This window comes from Salicibibacter halophilus (assembly GCF_006740705.1).
GTDB classification, from domain to species: Bacteria; Bacillota; Bacilli; order Bacillales; family Marinococcaceae; genus Salicibibacter; species Salicibibacter halophilus.
In genome coordinates, this window is sequence record NZ_CP035485.1 from 2,144,755 (window position 1) to 2,165,177 (window position 20,423).

Sequence of the window (20,423 nt, forward strand, 5' to 3'; positions counted from 1 at the left end):
CCTTCATTTTTTTCAACTTAAGGGTTCACTTTTCCCCTTAAGGTAGTATAAGCATACACGATGATTATGTTACGGGCAAAGAAAGAATCGGGGACCGGTTATTCATCTTCGTCTTCTTGCTCAGGTAACTGGAAAAGCGTTTCCCCAGGTTTTGACATATAATAGTCTTTGCGGGCGACCTCGGTAATGTATTCCTCATCTTGATAATTCATGATTTCTCGTTCCAGATGGTCTTCATTCGCCTCGAGCTCTTCCATTTGCGCTTGCAGCTCATCTTTTTCGGCTTTATTCGCTTGAATCATGCCGTATTGCGAAATAAGCCCGACACCTGCGAAAATAACGACTAAACTGGCCACAATCCCAATGACAGTTAACCGCCGTCTTAATCCGCGTTTGCGTCTTTGTTCTCTTATCGCAAACCGTTCTTGTTCCTTGTCGTTCATCTTTTTCCTGTTTAACTGCGTAACTTTGCGGTTTGGGGGTGTCCCGGACATTTGCCTTACCTCCTCCTACGTTTGCAGGCAAAACGATTGCTTATCTCCCGGAAAACCAGTTTCTTAGACGCTTGCCCCAAGCGGTCAGCCATGCAACAACACGCGGGCCGCCCACAACGAGATACAATGGCCTGCATAACCAAAGCCCTAGTTGATGGAGAAGCCATCTTATGCTGCGATAGACAATGATAAGCAATTGTTTTATTCCTTTGTATAACCATACCACAGGAGTCCATAAGAACAAATAGATGACTTTCAAAATCATCGAATAAATTGCCTCAACTATTCGAATCAGCACTTCCAATACGCGCAAAAACAACGGACGAACCGTCTGCCAGTATATGAAAAAACCTAGCAAAATCGATAGAAAAACATAGATTCGCAAATCTCCGTGATTCATTTGAAACAAAACATAAAAAACGAGGATAGCCTGTACGACCCAAAAGAAAAGATCGAGGAATGCTTGCGGCCATTTAATCCTGGCTTTACGCGGCAAACAACGATGGTAAACATCGAGTTGGGCAGCAATAACAGCACCGGTCATCATCATGGCGAAAAACGTTTGAAACTGAACGTCAAGGGTCACTTGAACAACTTCCCTATAAAGCCTTTCGGTTTCCCTTGGCTTTGTTCATCGACATAGATCAGATCATCGATTTTTCCCTCGATCGACACAAGCCCTTCTCCCACGTTCAAGTTTTTCATATATAAATCATTTCCCCGCACCGATAAATATCCCATCACGGTTTCCAATAAAAATTCCCGGCTGTCGAAACTTTCCACTTCTTTTACCCCGCTGATTTCCAACGTCTTTCGCCCTTTTATCACGATGTCATGCTCTGGTTCTGCACTTTTAAAACGCTGGTACGGCACATATTCGCTCATGAAAATCCCCCAAGATGACATTCATTGCCGTTAGTTTATGCACCTTGGGAGGAAAAAAGAACAAGCGTGAGCAAGCGCTTGTTCATCGAACTATTTTATTCATCATCCACCTTTGTCTCTTCCAACGTCGTGTAAAGGGAACTTGCCTCTCCTTTTTGGGCTGCATTCTCCAGGGTTTCCACTCGTACCTTCACTATTTTTCTTCCGTAACGAATGGTCACCTCATCCCCGGCTTTGACTTCCGTACCCGCCTTGGCGACCTGGCCGTTCACTTGCAAACGTCCCGCGCCGGCTACTTCTTTCGCGACCGTCCGTCTTTTAATCAGTCGAGCGACTTTTAAAAATTTATCAATGCGCATAGCATCACCTTATATTCCTTTCTTTTTTGCTTCGTCCCAATAACCGTCCATTTCCGTCAAATTGGAGCTTTCCGGTGTTTTCCCGTTTTCTTTTAGTTGCGCTTCAATATATTGAAAACGCCGGATGAATTTTCGGTTTGTCATCAGCAATGCTTCCTCAGGTTGAATTTTGTAGGAACGGGCAAGATTAGCAAGGATAAAAAGGACGTCGCCGAATTCTTTCTTCGCTTCTTCGGCATTATGTTCCGTCAACGCTTCCTTCCATTCCGCGAGTTCTTCTTCAAGTTTTTCCCACATCGGAGCTTCTTCGCTCCACTGGAACCCGGCTTTTGCCGCTTTCTTTTGGAGTTCAAATGCGATCATCAACGCCGGCATCGATGGCGGGATGTCCTCAAGGAGGGACGCCGGTTTTTGATCCTTCTTCTCCATTTCTTTTATTTTGTCCCAACGCCATTCAACATCTTCAGCGCGATCTCCTTCTATCTTTTTATGAAAAACATGGGGGTGGCGGCGAATCATTTTCTCCGTTAAACCGGAAACAACATCATCTATATTGAAATAACCTTCATCCTCGCCGATTTGCGCATGCAGGAGCACTTGCAAAAGCACGTCCCCGAGCTCTTCAATCAGATGATCATCGTCTTCCTCGTCAATCGCGGCAAGCACCTCGTACGTTTCTTCAATCAAAAAGCGCTTCAATGTAAAATGGGTTTGCTCGCGGTCCCATGGGCAACCGTCAGGACCTCGCAATACGCGAATGACTTCCCGGAGTCGCGTGAACGTATGGCTTAAGTAGCTTTCATCCGGTACCGGCGGCACGTAAAGGACCGTGAGATTGCTAATATTCATCTCCCGGTCAAGCGCGTAAAGCGGAAGCCTCGTCATTTCCTCCCCAGGGCTTCCCGCTGCTTCCACCAGCGTAACCTCATAATCATCGGGGTAGTGCTCCATTAACGTCAGCTTCACTTCCGAAGCGATGAAGCCATCGTACAGTTGTGACAAAAGCAAATGCTGGGTTAACGCGACGTCGTCTGCCGTAAAATTAGTCGCATCAAGCAGTTGAAGCCCATCATTCGGATCAATGCGAAGGGCCGAAAAGACGGGATCCAAAAAACTGGCTCCCCCGATAATGTCAACGTTCACTCGGCCCTTTGCTTCTGCAGCCAGCAAAAGCTGGACCGTTTCTTCCGCAACGAGCGGATGGCCGGGTACGACGTAACGGATCCTCCCCCGGGGCGTCCCCGCTGCCCCACCAATCAGCGCCTCCGCGATCTCCTCATAAATCGGCGGAAATGAATCATGTGCTTCGTAAATCGCATCAAACGCGTCGAATTCCAATCCTTCGGATTGCAACTCGGCAACCACAGGATGATGTGCCGTGCGCGCGTATACCTTCTCTCCCTCTTTTAGCCGTCTATAAACATTCAGTGTCAGTTGCCCAAGATCTCCCGCGCCTAGTCCAATAACTTCAATTTCAGGTTTTTTCGTATCAGTCACGAAGTAACGCCCCTTTTCACTCTCGAACTTCCTGACGAACAGTATAGCATATTCCGGGGCAGCGGCTGAAAATTAGCGAAAACTCAGGCTCCTTGATCATTTCATAGCGACTGAGCGGGATCGTGTGAAATAAAGCGTGCCATCATTTTTATAACCCTCCATTAAGGGAGTTCCATGTGGGTGGACCTGGTCGTGTCCGCGCCCATAATGTCTTCCATCAAAAACAATGCGCGGGAATTTGATGCTTCATAATTGGAGGCCGTACAATCTTTCGGCACATAAATGCTATACCCCCGCATGTAAGCATCATTGGCCGTGAAATGAATGCATTTATCACCGGCTACACCGGCGAGAATGATGTTTTGCACCTTCAATTGTTCGAGCAACAGTTCCAACTGCGTTTCAAAAAATCCGGAAAACTGGGGCTTCAATATGAAATAATCGTCTTCTTCCGGCAAAACTGTTTCCGACATTTTCTTGCCTTTTGACCGCTCATCCGTACAAAATTTCACGATTCCCTGAAAACTTTGTTTCCATTGCCCATAATTATCGTTAACGTAAATAACAGGCAGGTTTTGTTCCTTCACTTTTGCCTTCAGTTTTTTTGCCTGTTTGGCAGCTTCTTCTCCTTGCGGACGCAGGAGCTCGCCTTCCGGAAAATCTAAATTATTGATAAAATCAATGAGCAGTAACGCTGTATTTGATAGCTGCACGGATACCCCTCCATTATTAGCCCCTATTCCCCTTACATAAATGAATCACGCATGATTTTCTTATTTTCTCCTCTAGCTGTATTATTAAACCCCCGTCAGAAATGCAAAAGTATTCCCTTCGGGGGCACGAGCATTTTGCGCATCGCCCTTCATTTTATCTTTCTTTCCTTTGAATACCCCTCCTTTAATCATGCCATAACACATACAACCATTTGCTAAACATGCACAAAACTTTTAAAATTACCGAAAGAAAATTCCCATTCGAGGTGAAAAAATGACCATATATACTGGAACAGGTGACGATGGAGAAACTGGGATCGTAGGAGGACGTGTTTCAAAATCAAATGTAAAAGTTGATGCGTACGGCACCATTGAAGAAGCGAACAGTTTCCTTGGATTGGCGATCGCCTTCTTAACGGAAAATGAAACCGATATCAAAACGGGGCTCATCAACGTTCAACATGCATTGTTTGATTGCGGCAGTGATTTAAGCTTCAATCAAGAAAAACATAAAAAGAACACTTATAAAATAAACAAAGAAATGGTGAACATCCTGGGGGGACTCAGAGTGCTGCCTACCTTCACGTGGGACGCACGATTGTGCGCCGCGCGGAACGGCGTGTCGTCCAGCTGGCAACCCTGGAAAGGGTCAACCCTTTTGTCCTGAAATACCTGAACCGACTTTCCGATTATTTATTTACCATCTCTCGCGTTGCAAACGCTCGCGCGAACCAACCAGATATCGAATACGAGCGCGGGGGGAAGGTATTCAGAAACATTGGGAAAGGAGAGGATGAAGAAAGGTAAGTTGCAAAACGCCGGTGCCCCATACGAAAACCGAAGCGAGCTTTGACACCGAGGCCCGGCCGCACCCTCAACAATTGCCTGAAGCAACCCTTTCATCATCCGGCTGATAAGTTTATGTGAATGAACGAACATTTCCCGGGAAATAAAATGATTTATTGGATGCACGATCTTAGCGGAGGAATTATACGTAGATACTTAGGGTCCGGCGAAAAATAACAAACGCTTTATGTCGATGGCTTCCCCCGATTTGCAGAAGAGAAGATCCAAGTAAGATGTGGCTGCTGCTGGCTAAACCCTTACACTGGAGCCGTTCGTTTTCTATTAATTTTTATAATTCTCTTCAGAAAAATAAAAGACCACCCATCCACCGAGGGGCGGCCTTCTCCAGCTATTACGTTGTCACTTTTTCTTTTTCGAAAGTAGGTTGGGGGTCGATCGGTTTAATACCTTCTCGGTTTGCAAGGAATTCCGGTCGTTTCGAAGCGTTGCTGAATGGTTCTTCCAATTGGTTTTGGATAGAGTTAAAAACGAAAAACGCATTGCTTCTCGGTAATGGGGAAATGTTGCCGGCGGACCCGTGCATGGTGTTACTTTCGAAAAACAGGACCATGCCCGCTTTCCCGGTAGCCGTTTCAATACGTTTCCCGGCTTTTTCAAACAGCTGCGTCAAACTCTCTTTATCAGGAATACCGAGCTCCTGTTTCTGCAAGGATTGTTCGTAATTGTTCTCCGGCGTTTCACCCGGGCAAGACACAAACCAGTTATGGGAGCCGGGGATAAGCATTAAAGGTCCATTATATTCGTAATTGTCGGTTAATATAATAGAGCAACTTACTGCTCTCGGCTTCGGCATTCCATCTTCCACGTGCCATGTTTCAAAATCCGAATGCCAATAAAACTCTTTGCCGCTAAAACCCGGCTTGAAGTTAATACGGGATTGGTTGATGTATACGTCACTGCCGAGCAGTTGACGCGCGGCTTTTACAATGTGTTCATTGGAAGCCAGTTTACTGAAGAAATCATTATTCTTGTGCACTTCGAAAATGGATCGGACTTCATCGCCTTCCGGCTCAGTAACGACCGTATCCGATTTTTCCCCTTTAGCATTTTCTAATGTTCGTTTCAGTTGTTCTGCCATAATATCCACTTCATCTTCCGAAAACACATCGTTCAACATGAGAAAACCGTTTTCCTCATACGCGTCGAGATCGGAAGCGTTAAGCGGTCCATCAAACTTTCCTCGATTATGAATGACCGGATCTTCACGCTTGATTAGTTTAGCCTCACTGCCTACCCTAGACGGATAAAAATCTGTACGCATTACAAACACCCCTTCATTCATTTAAGTTTGATCAACTTCCAATTCCCATGTTAATAGGTAAGGCTTATCGGCGCAAACGACTTATAAACGATGTGACGCTTCTTTCCTTCGTAAGCGATTCTGTGAAATTTTGTATTCAAAATCACCGGATTTTTTCAGCTTATAGCTGTTACTAGCACTTTCTAGCACCCTTCTTTATTATCCTAATAGTTTTTCAATTATTTTTCCCCGTATATCCAAAAATAAAAGCGCCCGTGAGGCGCTTTTTTAATGCTCTGATACTTCTACCGAGATGACATGTTCTTTATAAAAGGAAACACCGTTTTTATTGTACGTTCCGCTTTCCCCCATAAATTCGTTCTTAACTTCATTTTCACTTTCGCCTTCTTCTTGCACTTGAATCACATGCCCGTTTTTCAGTGATACTTTGACATCATAAGTGGCCATCTTTCTCATTCCTCCCGTTTAAGATATCATTATTTTACCCGCATGCAGCATTCGTCAAACGCTGCAGCTCACCCCTGTCCATCTGCCGCTCATTAAAAATCATATCAAAAATCACTAGCTTTGCATTAAAGCAAAACACTACTTGTCAAGCAAAATGACTCGAAATCCGATAAAAAATTCATGGGATTTCTGACCAAAAAATCATAAAAAAACCTTATAATGAGAGGGAACGGTGGTCCACGTCCAAATCTCTCACTATAAGGAGCTCACATGGACAAGGATACCACAACAACCACATTTAAAGAAGCCTTACACCCATTAAATATCACGAAGATATTGCAGGAATTTTTAGGCTTAGATCGATACGTTAAGAAATTTACGTTTGAAAAATGGGTCGCTTTGATGATTTTTGCCCAGATTGAGCAAATTCCGAGCGGCAAGCAGTTAGCGTTAAAACTCAACAACAAGGAAGAACTCCAAAAATGCTTGAATCTTTCTTCAATCAGTGCTTCGCAGCTTTCGCGTCGGTCTCGTACCATAGATTCCGATGTTAATCAGGCCTTATTTACCGATGTCGTGAGCCGAATGAAGCGAGAGATTCATCCTCGTGATCGCTTGCAGGTGATGAGCCCCATCTATCTTGTGGATGCTTCAATCATTCCGCTCTGCCTTTCCCTCTGTCGATGGGCGACCTATCGTCCCAAACAGGGAAAGGGCGGCCTGAAAATTCATATGAAGGTGGCTTGTCTTCCGGATGGAACCGCACCAGAGGACGCTGTTCTCAAGCCGGCCATTCATGCCGATCGTACGGAAATGAATGAGCTGATCACGGAAGAAGGCGCTCTGTACTTGTTTGATCGTGGCTACAATGATTATGAAGCCTTTGATCGGTACTGTGACCCGGACATCAATATTCGATTCATCACCCGTGTCAAAAGCAATGCAGTGTTCGATGTGATCGAAGAACTTCCGGTGAATCCGGACGGCCCCATTACCCGTCATGCTCGTATTCGGTTAGGCGGCGGGAAAAAGAAAATGAAGCATCCCCTGCGCTTAATTGAAACGCATGACAGTGAAGGCAATCTCATTCAACTCATCACAAACGACAAAGCGTATGAGACCGAGGACTTAGGCGAGCTTTATCGCAAGCGCTGGCATATTGAACTCTTTTTCAAATGGGCCAAGCAGCACTTACAAATCCAATCGTTTTACGGAACGAGCCCCAATGCTGTGTATAACCAAATTTGGATGGCATTAATCACTTATTGCTTGCTTCGGCTTCTTCAGGCACGGACAGGTTGTACACAATCGCTGTTCCATCTGTTGCTCTGTGTACGGGATAATTGCTTCAAGCCCTTCCAAGAACTGGTGAAACATCTGCATCGCAAGCCTACGCGAACGAGCAAAGGACGGCAACGATCCGACCCTGAAAGGGAATTCCGGCGGTTTGTCGAGCTTGTGGAGAAGGAGGGAATGGAAAGCGCGGAGGCTTTATATGCAGATATTCACTGTGGATAATTTTTAGAAATCATGATATCTTCTGATAATGTGGATCGTGGACGACCGCCACCACCCCCTTAGCTTTTTTTCAAAAAACATCCAGAAGTATATATCTGAATATGCGTAATAATATGTTAATAAATTCAGAGAGCACTTGACATTTCTTAGTGGATTTTATGCAACGCTAATGATCAAAAATTATGATTTCCAAGCATCCCCTCTTCTCAAAGCGAATAATCATGTGGTAATATTGCGTTACATCAAGAATATAGCCCCCAATGCGCAAAATCTATTCAAAGAAAGGGATGACAAAACAAGCAAGTACAATCACCTGTTTTTGCACATGAATAGTAAGAATAATACAAGAAATGAGAGGAGGAACATTATTATGTTGATTTATACAAAGGGACGGGAACTTCTCGAGAAAGACCTTATCGAACAGGAAAAGGCACAGGCAGGTGAAAACATTCGGGAAAATGCGCATAAAATAAAAACTACGAAGTCCAAACGTCAGAACAAAAAATTCAGACGCTTTTTCCGCAAAATAAATAAATAAATAACCTCCATGATGTGGTGGATTCGGTAACCTAATACCTTGCCCGATAAGCTGAATTTACCTTCGCAGACATACTGACTCTACCACATCATTCTAAACGCTCGCTCTTTAAATATCTTAATATTCGTGAAAATAACCAGTGAATGCGAAGCAGGCCCAATGACGAGCCTGCTCCAAGTATGATATTTGGGGTCAAGCTTTATGTTATTAGCTCATGATACTGGAACAGCCGGCATCTTGTAAAGAGCCCGTCGGCTGTTTTTTGCACGATCAGAATATAAGAAAAACGAAGGCTTCCGCCATTTAGACTTGGCGGAAAGCCAAGTTTTTTTATTCTAGGAATATAAGAAGGCAGCGTTAGAGAGAAAGAGGCTCATGGTGATGTTTATTGCTCCATCTGTCTCGCGAGAAAACCGGCAGCGGTCTCAATGAGCGTACGGGCAACCTGTTCATCCGGAGCCTGATCTTTTGCTACCATGACAACCGCTCCAATCGGGTCGCCATTTGCAATGATCGGCGCAACGACATACCCTTGCATTGCATCGCGATGGTCACTGACAAGGTTGTATTCCCCATGTTCAAATTCTGCCATCGTTTGTCTTTTGTTGATTGCATTTTCCACAATATCACCAATGCTTTTGTGGGCATAATCTTTCTTGGATCCCCGGATACAGCAATGTAAGAATCACGGTCGGCAACGAGGATCGGATGTCCCAAGCTATCATACAATGCTTCGGCATACTCCTTCGCAAAATCACCGAGCTCGGAAATAGGGGAGTATTTCTTTAAAATCACTTCCCCATCCCGGTCGACAAAAATCTCCAATGGGTCTCCTTCACGTATGCGAAGCGTTCTCCTTATTTCTTTTGGAATGACCACCCGGCCCAAATCATCGATTCGACGGACAATACCAGTAGCTTTCATGCAGATGCCTCTCTTTCTTGGATGAATTTTCTTTTAGAGGTTGTTCAAAAAGGAAGGAAAAATAGAACTTGCTCGCGGGTCCACTTTCTGTACTCGTACCGCTATCGGGTCGCTTCCCTCTTTTCGAACACTTCGTGATTACTGGTAGTATCCGTCATCCAAAAAAGAACTATTCACCCATAATAAAAGAAATTTTACATACGCACACCGCACCTGGCAAAATCAGCATTCATCTGTATAGCGCAGGAAAATAAGGAATCCAACCCAAAGCCGCAACAGACCGCATGAAAACGTCATGCAGTCTGTGTTTGGTCGCTTTAACTAACGATGGCTCACATTCTGTTTTCACGAAGAAACCGATTCTGACATATAATCTTTCCTCACTTCCGGAATCCGGGCGAGAATACGTTCAAGCAAAGAGACATAAACCGCTGAAGATAACCGTTTGGCATGGATGATCAGTTTAATTTTCTTCCCTTCGGTTCCGACAACGACATCTCTGCCCAACTCATTGACGAATTTAAATAACAAGGCTCCGTCGATCCCATCGGATGTTTCTTCTGAAAGCATAATCGTGCATTTGCCGCTGCTTTCCGAAATCGACTCTACCCCTTCTTGCTGGGCATAAAGTTTAATCCTTGAAATGGAGAACAGGGAACGAACTTCATCCGGATATTCGCCGAAACGATCGATCATTTCATCGTCTAAATCGCTTAAATCGTCAAACGTTTCTATGCCGCGAAAACGTTTGTACATTTCAATTTTTTGTTTGGCATCTTTGATATAATCCTCCGGAAGATAAGCTTCTACTTTCACATCCAGTTCGATATCGGAATGCTCCGTTCCTGCTTTTTCTTGTCCCTCTTTGCGATTATCAATCGCTTCCTTCAGCATTTGCGAATACATGTCGAAACCTACAGAGTCAATGTAGCCATGCTGCTCGGCTCCCAACAAATTCCCGGCTCCCCGGATCGATAAATCCCGCATGGCGATTTTAAAACCAGACCCGAGTTCCGTAAATTCTTTAATCGCTTGTAAGCGCTGCTCTGCAACTTCCGTAAGCACTTTATCCCGCTGATATGAAAAATAGGCATAGGCGACCCGATTTGAACGCCCGACCCGGCCACGGATTTGGTAAAGTTGGGAAAGCCCCATGCGATCGGCATGATTGATAATCAATGTGTTTACGTTCGGGATATCAACACCGGATTCAATAATGGTTGTTGTTACCAACACATCTTTATGCCCTTCGAGAAAATCGATCATGACCGCTTCCAATTCTTGCTCCTGCATTTGACCGTGGGCATAAGCAACTTCGGCTTCGGGGGCGAGCATGGAAATCTGCTCGGTCATTCGTTCAATATTATCTACACGGTTATGCAAAAAGAACACCTGCCCGCCGCGGCTTAATTCACGTTCAATCGCTTCCTTGACGAGAGACGGATTGTATTCAAGCACGTACGTTTGCACGGGAAAACGATTTTCCGGCGGGGTTTCAATAAGGGATAAATCACGTACTCCGAGCATTGACATATGAAGCGTTCGCGGGATCGGAGTCGCGGTAAGCGTGAGCACATCAATATTGGCTCGCAACTGTTTAATCTTTTCTTTGTGTGTCACCCCAAAACGTTGTTCTTCATCGACGATCAATAAACCGAGATCCTTAAATTTAATGTCTTTGGACAGCAACCGATGCGTTCCGATCACTAAATCAAGTCCGCCGGTTTTTAACGAACGAAGGGTTTCGTTTTGTTGTTTGCGCGTGCGAAAACGGTTAAGAAGCCCAATGTTGATGGGATAATCGGAAAAACGTTCGGAAAATGTGTCAAAATGCTGTTGGGCAAGGATCGTCGTCGGAACGAGCAGCGCTACTTGCTTCCCGTCCATAATCGCCTTGAAAGCAGCGCGTATGGCAACTTCCGTTTTCCCATAACCCACGTCCCCGCATAAGAGACGATCCATCGGACGTTCCCGCTCCATATCTTCTTTAATTTCACTAATCGCCCTTAACTGATCCTCGGTTTCCTGGTAAGGAAAAGCTGATTCAAAATCTCGCTGTTCCTGATCATCCGCGGAAAAAGCATACCCTTGGGATGCCTCGCGCTCCGCGTACAGCTTAACGAGATCATCCGCAATATCCTCAACGGAAGACTGTACTTTCCTTTTGGTTTTTTTCCAATTTTGCCCTCCAAGTTTATGAATCTTGGGATCTTTATCCTCGGAACCGACATATTTTTGTACTTGGTCAATTTGCTCTACCGGGACGTACAATTTGTCATTTCCTGCATATGAAATATGGATATAATCCTGATGCAGTCCGTTAACAGCCAATGTTTCGACGCCTAAGTACTTTCCAATTCCATGCTCGGCATGAACGACAAGGTCTCCTACGTGCAGCTCGGAGTAACTCTGAATACGTTCTGCATTTGATAGTTTTTGCTGTCTCCGCTTACGAGTAACCTTTTTCGTGAATGTCTCCCGTTCCGTTATAACGGCAAGTTGGTCGAAGGGAAGTTCGAAGCCGTTGTGTAAATCCCCCTCCATGATATACGCACGCCGATTTTGCAATTCCGTATCACGAGCCACCAATTCCGCGTCGATCTCATAATCGCTCAAGATATGTTGCAAACGACGGCCTCGCTCTTCATCGGCAGCCATAAAAACAACCGTAAAATCCCCGTTCATCCATCGTTTTATTTCTCCCTGCAATACAGGCATCTGTCCGTGAAATTGCTGCATAGCCTTACAGTTAACATTAACGATGTTTTGCGGTTGAGTAGCCGGGACACTCCGCAAAAACAATGAAAAGTAGATGATTTGCTGCCGAATAGCCTTTAGCACATCTTGGAAAGATTCAGACACTCGTATCCCGCGCGGGGCATCTCCTTGTTCCAATAACGCCACTTGCCAATTTGCTTCTTCTTGATCCAATTGTTCTGCTGTTTCCTGCACACGACTAATTTCATCAAACAATACAAGCGTATTTTCAGGCAAATAGTCCGAAAGTGTATTTACTTCCGTATAAAAATACGTCATGTATTTATATAGGCCCTGAAAGCGTATCTGCTCTTTTAATTGATCGCGCTCATGCGACAATTTCTGCCTCAATAGATCCTTCGTTTCCGCGTCTTTCACTTGTTTCATGGTCTCGTCCAAATTTGCATCCAAGTTCTCGTATGCTTGCTTCCAATGTTCATCAAACAAAACAACTTCATCTGCCGGACCGATCTGAACATGGCGTATTCTTTCCAACGAACGCTGATCTTCCGCATTAAAGTAACGAATGGATTCAATTTCGGTATCGAATAAGTCAATACGGAGCGGATGTTTTTCGGTTAACGGATAGACATCAATGATCCCCCGCGCACGCTAAACTCTCCGGGCGCGGAAACCATGTCTACACGTGAATACCCCATCGAGGAAAAACGCTGTAACAAGTCTTCAACATCCAAGTCATCTTGCTCATGAAGGGATATTTGACTCTTTCCCCAAACCGCTTTTGGCGGCAGCAACCGTCTAAGGCCTGCAATTGGCACGATCACTATCCCTTGAAAATCAGTAAAAAGCGCATTCATAACCTCCATGCGCTGTGCTCTCATTTCCGGGCTGGCAACCGCAATTTCTGCGGATATCAACTCGTTCACAGGGTATAAATATACATTTTCTTCTCCAAGTAAATCACTTAAATCCTCTTGCCATTTTTGGGCTTGCAATAAATTATAGGTAACAAGCACTTGCGGTTTTCGTCCCATATGATAAAGCGCAGATGACAGGATCGTTTTCGCGGATCCGCTCAAGCCTGTCAACAATTGTTCGTGCAACCCATTTTCCAAGCCATCTTCTATGCTCTCAATATGCTTATTCTCCACCAGCTTCTGTGCAATCGCCTTCATGAGCGCGATTCCTCCCCTGCTTCAACTCATTTCTCTCCGTATGGCGAGATCGAAACCAGATGACGATTCACCCATCTTTTTTCAAACTATTCTTAAACGTATCTTTCCGTGAATCTCTCGGAGAACGTCCGAAAAAGCTCTGGAGAACGTCCAAAGCCTTTCTTTTAAGTCATCTAATGAACCCAACGATTTTGTTCATGAAGCTCGGGGTTCAGTGCTGTTGCCTCATGACAGGATTCACAGAGAATGTCCACATGGACATGACCCGCTTGATCCACTTGCATCATTTCTTCTTGCTCTCGCCGAGAGAGGACCTCAAACCCAAGATCCCGCTGCTTTGCCTCTGACGTTGAAATGGTGCCTATCTCCGTTCCACATTGCCTGCATTGATAATAAAAGGCCATCAACAGCCGTGCTCCTTTCCGTTCACACTTACCTATAGTGTCAACGATTGAAAACGGAGATATACACACATCCGGTTGTGGGAGGCAAGAGGTGGGATGTGAGTTTTAATTGTATTGATTCATGACGTGATCAAAATCGTTTTCCGTCCAAGTTTTGCAAGCTTTTGTAACATCCAGTCGCACTTGTTCCATATCCGAACGCTCTTCTTTGTTAAAACGGTCAAGCACATGTGCCGTTACCGATTTCCCTTCGGATGGCCGACCTATGCCAATTCGCACGCGGTTAAACGTCTTCGTCCCCGCATGATCAATAATGGATCGGAGACCATTGTGCCCTCCATGTCCGCCTGTTTTCCGAAACTTCACCGTTCCAACGGGCAAATCAAGTTCATCATAAATAATGAGGATATTCGCCGGATCGATGTCAAAATAATCCATCACCGCCCGAACAGATTGCCCGGATCGATTCATATACGTTAATGGTTTTAATAACAAAATACGTTCCCCGTTAACGGTCCATTCATTATATTCACCATGGAACGTCTTATGTTTTTTTAACTTGACGCCCAATTCTTTTGCTAGATCATCCATCACCATAAACCCAATGTTATGGCGTGTCTTTGTATATTTTAACCCGGGATTGCCGAGTCCAACAAGTAATTTCAAATGTAAACCTCCTTAAAGGAGTGCCCCAACCTCACAGATAAATTATCTCCCTCAGATAAGGAGATCGGCTAAAAACCGTCCGTACAATGCTAACACTAGTGACGTAGATGTCAGTCCCCCCAGTAAGCCCTTTTTCAGGAAGCAAAGCGAATGCTCATCCGATATCTGGTTTCCGGAATTACCTCCGGGACTAATCGTGTAAAAAAGGCATAACCTTTAGGCTATGCCTGTTCACTCCGCGCTTCTTATTACTGGTCTTCGTTTGCGTCTTCGCTTTCTTCACTGTCTACGAGTTCAGGCTCTTGTTCGTCGCCGCCTTCGGATTCAGGTTCCTCCTCGGTCGGCGGGAGAACTGCAACGATCGTTTCTTCCGCTTCGCTGCTGAATTCATAGTTTTGGCCAGCTGTTAAGTCGCCCACTAAGATGGAGTCATTAATATTAAGCTCACTGACATCAACATCAATTTGTTCCGGAATATCCCTCGGGAGCGCGCGAACCGAAACTGTATAAAGCATATGGGAAAGCACTCCGTCTTCGGATTCGCCCGGTGCGTCCCCAACAAGGTTGACCGCGACCTCGACATCCATCTCGGAAGTCATATCCACTGCAAAAAAATCAATGTGTGTGTTGTGCCCTTTTATAACATCTTGTTGCAAATCATGCACCATCACTTGATGTTTGCTTCCATCATTGATCGTTAAATCAATAATTCCGTTCCGCCCTACCTGACGCAACATCTTCGTGAATGCAATGCTTGGAACATACACGGGTGTGCTATCTGTTTCCTTTCCATACAAAACAGCCGGCACAAAGCCTTCAGCCCTTAACTTTCGTGTTTCGGAACGACGCAAATCTTCTCTTTTATTCGCTTCTAATATTGCCATACTTTCACCTCAACTATTTTTCGTAATCATATGTTATTACGCGTACAAGCGTTAATTTTTCTCTCTCAATGGAAGCACACGCACTCTAATACGATATAATAGCATTAGATGGGGATCTATGCAACATGTTTTAATTGAAAAGAGAACTCACCGATGTTTGTTCGTGCACCCGTATAATTGCATCTGCGATTAACGAACCGACAGATAGCTGGGTAATCTGCGGGATTTGTTTTTCCTCGGGGAGGGCAATCGTATTGGTGACCACCAGTTCCTCGAGTTTCGATTCTTGAACGCGTGATATCGCTGGCCCGGACAGGACCGGATGCGTGCAGGAAGCATACACACGCTGCGCCCCTTTCTCAATAAGCGCTTCTGCCGCCAATTGAAGCGTTCCGGCTGTATCGATAATGTCATCAACAATAATGGCGGTTTTTCCTTCAATTTCCCCGACGATATTCATGACTTCCGCGACGTTCGGACGCGGGCGACGCTTGTCAATAATGGCAATCGGCGCGTCCAAGCGATCGGCCATCTGCCTGGCCCGCACAACCCCTCCGTGATCCGGGGAAACAACCACAATGTCCTCCAGGTTTTTCTCTTTAAAATAAGAGGCAAAGCGCGGTGTTGCCAACAGCTGATCAACCGGAACATCAAAAAAGCCCTGGATTTGCGAGGCGTGTAAATCGAGGGTTAAAATTCTCGTTGCTCCTGCATTTTCTAGCAAATTAGCAATCAGTTTGGACGTGATCGGTTCTCTGGAACGTGCCTTTCGGTCTTGACGCGCATACCCGTAATATGGAATGACCACGTTCACTGTTTTTGCAGATGCCCGTTTACAAGCATCAATCATGATGAGCAACTCCATGAGGTGCTCGTTTGCCGGTTCGGATGTAGATTGAACGAGGTAAACATCACACCCGCGAATGCTCTCTTCAATGTTCACTTGCACTTCACCGTCGCTGAATCGTTTGACGGACGTTTCACTCAATTCAACACCGACATGCTTGACGATTTCTTCGGCAAGCTTCGGGTTAGAGTTAAGTGTAAAGATTTTTAAGGTCGGATCATTATACATGGACATGTTTCCATTCTCCTTCGAATTGAATGAGGGTGGTGCGACTGTAAAGCCCATCCCTTTGCTTTTCAGGCCGCTTATTTATCTTTCATGTAACCTTCTTTATTCGATTGACGTGATCGTGCAATGGACAACGCTTCTCCGGGCACATTTTCAGTAATCGTTGACCCGGCGGCAACAAATGAGTTTTTTCCGACGGTTACCGGTGCAATAAGATTCGCGTTGCAACCGATGAACGATCCATCTTCAATGGTCGTCAAATGTTTTTCTTTTCCGTCGTAATTGACGGTAATCGCGCCGCATCCAAGGTTGACGTCCTCGCCAACGTCGGCATCTCCGATATAGCTCAAATGGTTCGCTTTCGAATCTTTCCCGATATTTGATTTTTTTATTTCCACGAAGTTGCCCACTTTTGCCCCATTAGCGATGTTCGTTTCCGGTCGAATATGCGCGAATGGGCCAATATGAACGTGTTCCCCAATGGCGCTTGAGCAAACCGTCGATTGATTGATCGTCGTAAAGCCTGCAATGGCGCTATCGCTGATATCCGAGTGGGGACCGATGACGCAGCCTTCTCCAACCACGGTTTGCCCGCGTAATATCGTCCCCGGATAAAGCGTCGTATCAGGACTTAATTCTGCATCGGCGGACACATATGTATAGTCAGGGTCCACAAAAGTAACGCCTTGCTTCATCCAATATTCATTGATTCGCCTTTGCATCACTTTTTCGGCATCCGCCAATGCCACACGGTCATTAACCCCCAGCGCCTCGGAAGCATCGGGCGTTTCCCAAGCCGAGACCTTCTCTCCTCGTGTTTTGAGAATTTCAATGACATCCGGCAAATAATATTCTTGCTGGGCATTATCATTGGTAACTTCTTCAAGCGCAGAAAAAAGCGCTTCGTTATCAATGCAATAGGTGGCTGTATTGATTTCAGATATCCCCCGTTCCTTGGCGGTTGCATCTTTATGTTCAACGATTTTTTCCACATCCCCCGTCCGCGTATCGCGAATTACACGTCCGAGTCCCGTGGGATCCTCCACACGAGCAGTTAAAACGGTTACCGCCGCACCGCTGTGCTCATGGTGGTCGCTGAGCGCTTGCATAGTAACGGCTGAAATCATCGGCGTATCAGCGCTTATCACTAGCGTTACGCCCTTTTTATTTCCAAGCAGGGGTTCAGCCTGCTTAACGGCATGCCCCGTCCCCAAACGCTCGGTTTGCCAGACAACGTCAACCTCATTTCCCAAGGCTTGTTGCACTTGTTCGCCTTCGTGACCAATCACTACGGCGGTTTGTTCAAAACCGGCGGCCTGCACTTGCTCGACTACATGGGAAACCATCGGCTTGCCGCCTACGGCATGCAAAACCTTTGGTTTTTTTGATTTCATACGTGTCCCCTTGCCTGCTGCAAGAACGATTGCATATCGATTGTCCATCCGATGCCCTCCCAATGCTGGAAGTTGGAAGTGAGAGGTTAGAGGTGGGAAAAACGAAAACCTTTGCTTCCACTTCTATGCTTCTGTTTATTTTCGATAAATGTTCATTTTATACTACGAATATATCCTAAAAAACGGGACTTTTCAAGGTGAGAAAATAGCACGGTCCCCCCCCGTAGTGAAGCTGTTTTTCTTTGTCCTTCTCACATAAAAGACCCTGTACATTACGCGTACAAGGCCTTTGGCGCTTTAAGAAGCCCCCGCTTCCTCATATTTTGCATAGTCCCCTTGCCGTTCGTATTCTTCCAACACAGCTGTCTGGATTTTCTCACGCGTCCGGGAAGAAATCGGGTGGGCGATGTCTCTAAATTCGCCGTCAGGGGTCCGCTTACTCGGCATTGCAACGAATAACCCGTTGTTTCCATCGATCACACGAATGTCATGAACTACAAATTCCTGGTCGAAGGTAATGGAAGAAATGGCTCGCATACGACCGGATGTATTTACTCTGCGAAGTCTTACATCGGTAACTTCCATTTTTCTTTTCACCACCTTTTAATGCAGCGCTTGCGCTTTAAATATTCGCTTGGCTACAATGTTCCACACGAACAGGGGAAAATCCTTTTTCAGAACGTAAAAAATTTAAAATTTTATGCCGGCGCCATGCCCCCTTCCTTCAAAGCTTTGGAAAGGGCTATTCACGCGCGATTATAAATCCGGTTTATCAAACCAAGCGCTCACATGCAAAATGACTTTTTGCCCGTCTTTTTCATTTCTTTCTTCCACGGTCTCCATTGCCCAATTGTCCGCCAACGCGCTTTCAATGGACTGCCGCTCGCTTTCCCCGATGACCAAATCCTTGATTTGCTCTTCCTCTGTCCGGTAATCGCTTCCTTCCTCAAATCCAAACTTCAGCGACAACCATGCTTGCAAACCGTCCTTGGTATTAAATTTCATCGTATATCCTTCTAACAGAGCTTTTTCCAAATTTTCCCCGAGCCTTTTGGCATAGGTAAATAATTCATCATAGTGATAGTCATCATCACTGATTTCGTTTAAAAAAGGAATGTTTTCCTCTCGAATGGCGCGTTGCAATTCCATTTCGGGTACCCCTTTATTTCTCACATGTTCAAGCAAGAGCGCACTAAGCTGTGAAATTTGCGGTATATCGAGCATCATGAGACCTCCAATTAGCGTTTATTAGTAGTATACCTTTCATAAGCGTTAAAAAAACCACCTACACGGGTGGTTTCTTCATCCATTATTCGTTTACCAATGCAATCACTTCAATTTCGATTTGGACATCTTTTGGCAGCCTCGCCACTTCAACACAAGAGCGTGCCGGTTGATGTTCATCAAAATAACGCCCGTAAATTTCGTTAATAACGGGAAAATCATCCATATTTTTAATAAAAATCGTCGTTTTAACGACCGATTCGATGGATGCTCCTGCTTCTTTCAACACGGCCTGCACGTTTTTCAGCACTTGCTCTGTTTGTTCATGAATGCCGTCCCCGACAATTTCCATGTTCGGCGTTAGGGGGATTTGGCCCGAGCTGTAAAAGAGGTTGTTTACAATAACTCCTTGGGAATACGGGCCGATCGCTTCAGGGGCTTGATTCGTATAAACGGTTTTCATGCTGCCACTTCTCCTTTTTTATCAGTTAGGATCAACTAAATAAATACTTTGTATAGTTTCCGGGAGTCGCCTTAATTTGTTTTTCTTTTTCATTCACCTCATCTAGGCGGACCAATGAGATGTAATCGTCGATCAGCCTTTCCCTGCGGTGCGCTTCAACAAGTACGGCAATGCCAGCGAGGCGCGCGTTCACCTCCGTTAGTAATTCGCTCATCCCTCTCGCCGTTCCCCCTCCTTTCATGAAGTCATCAACGATTAAAACATTGCTGCCTTCAGGGATGCTTCGGCGAGCCAGGGACATTGTTTGCACCCGGTTAGCAGAGCCGGACACGTAATTGATGCTTACGACTGACCCTTCCGTGACACGATGATCACGTCGGGCAATGCATATCGGCGCATCCACACAAGCAGCAACCGCGTATGCCAACGGAATGCCCTTGGTAGCCATCGTCATGACGACATCAATGTTTTCTCCCCGATAAATTCCCGCTAACAAACGGCCAATTTCATTCAACCAACCCGGTTGTCCAAGGATATCCATCATGTATAAATAGCCGCCCGGGAGCAAGCGGTCAGGCTCCTCCAACCGTCGACAAAGCCGATCAACAAGGGTTTCTGCCTCACCGTCAGAAACCGCGGGTTCATATCGCACTCCCCCGCTTACGCCCGGCACAGTCGTTAAATAACCCATTTGCTCACTTTCAAAGATCTCTTTTACAATAGCCAAATCCTCGCTAATCGAAGACCTCGCGGCCGCGTAACGCTCAGCGAAATGATGGAGAGGGATCAACTGATTCGGATGATTGAGTAAAAAATTCGTCATATCAACGAGACGACCGCTTCGCTTTAATTTTTTCATACCTTGCACCTCTTGCCAAACACGAATATTTTAAAGAAAATATATCATTATCATTCGG

The 20,423-nt window shown here is 45.4% G+C and carries 19 protein-coding genes and 3 pseudogenes; 3 read left to right on the forward strand and 19 right to left on the reverse strand.

Annotation, left to right across the window (positions count from 1 at the left end; genetic code table 11):
• Positions 1-98 precede the first annotated feature (98 nt).
• From EPH95_RS10500 to EPH95_RS10525, 6 genes are all read right to left on the reverse strand, one after another.
• Positions 99-494: an FtsB family cell division protein gene (locus EPH95_RS10500; RefSeq protein ID WP_142089761.1), complete on the reverse strand. Its 396-nt coding sequence runs from the start codon at positions 492-494 to the stop codon at positions 99-101.
• A gap of 40 nt (positions 495-534) precedes the next feature.
• Entirely contained in the window at positions 535-1,080 is a 546-nt protein-coding gene (gene yabQ, locus EPH95_RS10505) for a spore cortex biosynthesis protein YabQ (protein ID WP_142089763.1), read from the reverse strand.
• Positions 1,077-1,379, reverse strand: coding sequence for a sporulation protein YabP (gene yabP / locus EPH95_RS10510; protein WP_142089765.1), 303 nt, complete (start codon positions 1,377-1,379; stop codon positions 1,077-1,079). Before yabP ends, yabQ begins: the two co-directional genes overlap by 4 nt.
• Before the next feature lie 95 nt (positions 1,380-1,474).
• Positions 1,475-1,738, reverse strand: coding sequence for an RNA-binding S4 domain-containing protein (locus tag EPH95_RS10515; protein ID WP_142089768.1), 264 nt, complete (start codon positions 1,736-1,738; stop codon positions 1,475-1,477).
• A gap of 9 nt (positions 1,739-1,747) precedes the next feature.
• Positions 1,748-3,235 carry a bifunctional methyltransferase/pyrophosphohydrolase YabN gene (locus EPH95_RS10520; protein WP_142089770.1) on the reverse strand — a complete coding sequence of 496 codons (1,488 nt, stop codon included), beginning with the start codon at positions 3,233-3,235 and terminating at the stop codon, positions 1,748-1,750.
• A gap of 161 nt (positions 3,236-3,396) precedes the next feature.
• Positions 3,397-3,948 (reverse strand): cysteine hydrolase family protein, encoded by a 552-nt coding sequence (locus EPH95_RS10525; RefSeq protein ID WP_142089772.1) that lies wholly within the window; start codon positions 3,946-3,948, stop codon positions 3,397-3,399.
• A 274-nt stretch (positions 3,949-4,222) separates the two neighbouring features.
• Between EPH95_RS10525 and EPH95_RS10530 the strand changes: the two are divergent.
• A pseudogene (locus tag EPH95_RS10530) lies at positions 4,223-4,755 on the forward strand (cob(I)yrinic acid a,c-diamide adenosyltransferase).
• A gap of 391 nt (positions 4,756-5,146) precedes the next feature.
• Here EPH95_RS10530 and thpD read toward each other — a convergent pair.
• A complete protein-coding gene (gene thpD / locus EPH95_RS10535; RefSeq protein WP_142089774.1) occupies positions 5,147-6,076 on the reverse strand; it encodes an ectoine hydroxylase in 930 nt (309 codons plus the stop codon).
• A gap of 267 nt (positions 6,077-6,343) precedes the next feature.
• Positions 6,344-6,523, reverse strand: coding sequence for a hypothetical protein (locus tag EPH95_RS10540; protein ID WP_142089776.1), 180 nt, complete (start codon positions 6,521-6,523; stop codon positions 6,344-6,346).
• 270 nt (positions 6,524-6,793) lie between these two features.
• On the opposite strand from EPH95_RS10540, the gene EPH95_RS10545 reads away from it, so the two are divergent.
• Both EPH95_RS10545 and EPH95_RS18835 read left to right on the forward strand, forming a co-directional pair.
• Positions 6,794-8,041, forward strand: coding sequence for an IS4 family transposase (locus EPH95_RS10545; protein ID WP_142089778.1), 1,248 nt, complete (start codon positions 6,794-6,796; stop codon positions 8,039-8,041).
• A gap of 169 nt (positions 8,042-8,210) precedes the next feature.
• A complete protein-coding gene (locus EPH95_RS18835) occupies positions 8,211-8,579 on the forward strand; it encodes a hypothetical protein (RefSeq protein WP_160141720.1) in 369 nt (122 codons plus the stop codon).
• Between the two features lie 385 nt (positions 8,580-8,964).
• Here the strand turns inward: EPH95_RS18835 and spoVT are convergent.
• The 11 genes and pseudogenes from spoVT to purR all read right to left on the reverse strand — a co-directional run bounded on the left by spoVT (position 8,965) and on the right by purR (position 20,365).
• Positions 8,965-9,503, reverse strand: a pseudogene (spoVT, locus tag EPH95_RS10550) (stage V sporulation protein T).
• A gap of 345 nt (positions 9,504-9,848) precedes the next feature.
• A pseudogene (gene mfd, locus EPH95_RS10555) lies at positions 9,849-13,396 on the reverse strand (transcription-repair coupling factor).
• Positions 13,397-13,569: 173 nt separating this feature from the next.
• On the reverse strand, positions 13,570-13,800 hold the full coding sequence (locus EPH95_RS10560) for an anti-sigma-F factor Fin (protein ID WP_227004133.1): 231 nt from the start codon (positions 13,798-13,800) through the stop codon (positions 13,570-13,572).
• A 105-nt stretch (positions 13,801-13,905) separates the two neighbouring features.
• A complete protein-coding gene (gene pth / locus EPH95_RS10565) occupies positions 13,906-14,466 on the reverse strand; it encodes an aminoacyl-tRNA hydrolase (protein WP_142089782.1) in 561 nt (186 codons plus the stop codon).
• Positions 14,467-14,714: 248 nt separating this feature from the next.
• Positions 14,715-15,350 (reverse strand): 50S ribosomal protein L25/general stress protein Ctc, encoded by a 636-nt coding sequence (locus EPH95_RS10570; RefSeq protein ID WP_142089785.1) that lies wholly within the window; start codon positions 15,348-15,350, stop codon positions 14,715-14,717.
• A gap of 130 nt (positions 15,351-15,480) precedes the next feature.
• The gene (locus EPH95_RS10575) at positions 15,481-16,431 is read right to left on the reverse strand and encodes a ribose-phosphate diphosphokinase (RefSeq protein ID WP_142089787.1); all 951 of its coding nucleotides are present in this window, start codon (positions 16,429-16,431) and stop codon (positions 15,481-15,483) included.
• Between the two features lie 71 nt (positions 16,432-16,502).
• Positions 16,503-17,867, reverse strand: a complete 1,365-nt coding sequence (glmU, locus tag EPH95_RS10580) for a bifunctional UDP-N-acetylglucosamine diphosphorylase/glucosamine-1-phosphate N-acetyltransferase GlmU (protein WP_142089790.1) — start codon at positions 17,865-17,867, stop codon at positions 16,503-16,505.
• Between the two features lie 249 nt (positions 17,868-18,116).
• The gene (gene spoVG, locus EPH95_RS10585) at positions 18,117-18,404 is read right to left on the reverse strand and encodes a septation regulator SpoVG (RefSeq protein WP_142089792.1); all 288 of its coding nucleotides are present in this window, start codon (positions 18,402-18,404) and stop codon (positions 18,117-18,119) included.
• Between the two features lie 171 nt (positions 18,405-18,575).
• Entirely contained in the window at positions 18,576-19,046 is a 471-nt protein-coding gene (locus EPH95_RS10590) for a hypothetical protein (RefSeq protein WP_142089793.1), read from the reverse strand.
• An 82-nt stretch (positions 19,047-19,128) separates the two neighbouring features.
• Positions 19,129-19,506 (reverse strand): RidA family protein, encoded by a 378-nt coding sequence (locus EPH95_RS10595; protein WP_142089795.1) that lies wholly within the window; start codon positions 19,504-19,506, stop codon positions 19,129-19,131.
• 31 nt (positions 19,507-19,537) lie between these two features.
• On the reverse strand, positions 19,538-20,365 hold the full coding sequence (purR, locus tag EPH95_RS10600) for a pur operon repressor (protein WP_142089798.1): 828 nt from the start codon (positions 20,363-20,365) through the stop codon (positions 19,538-19,540).
• Positions 20,366-20,423: the final 58 nt, after the last annotated feature.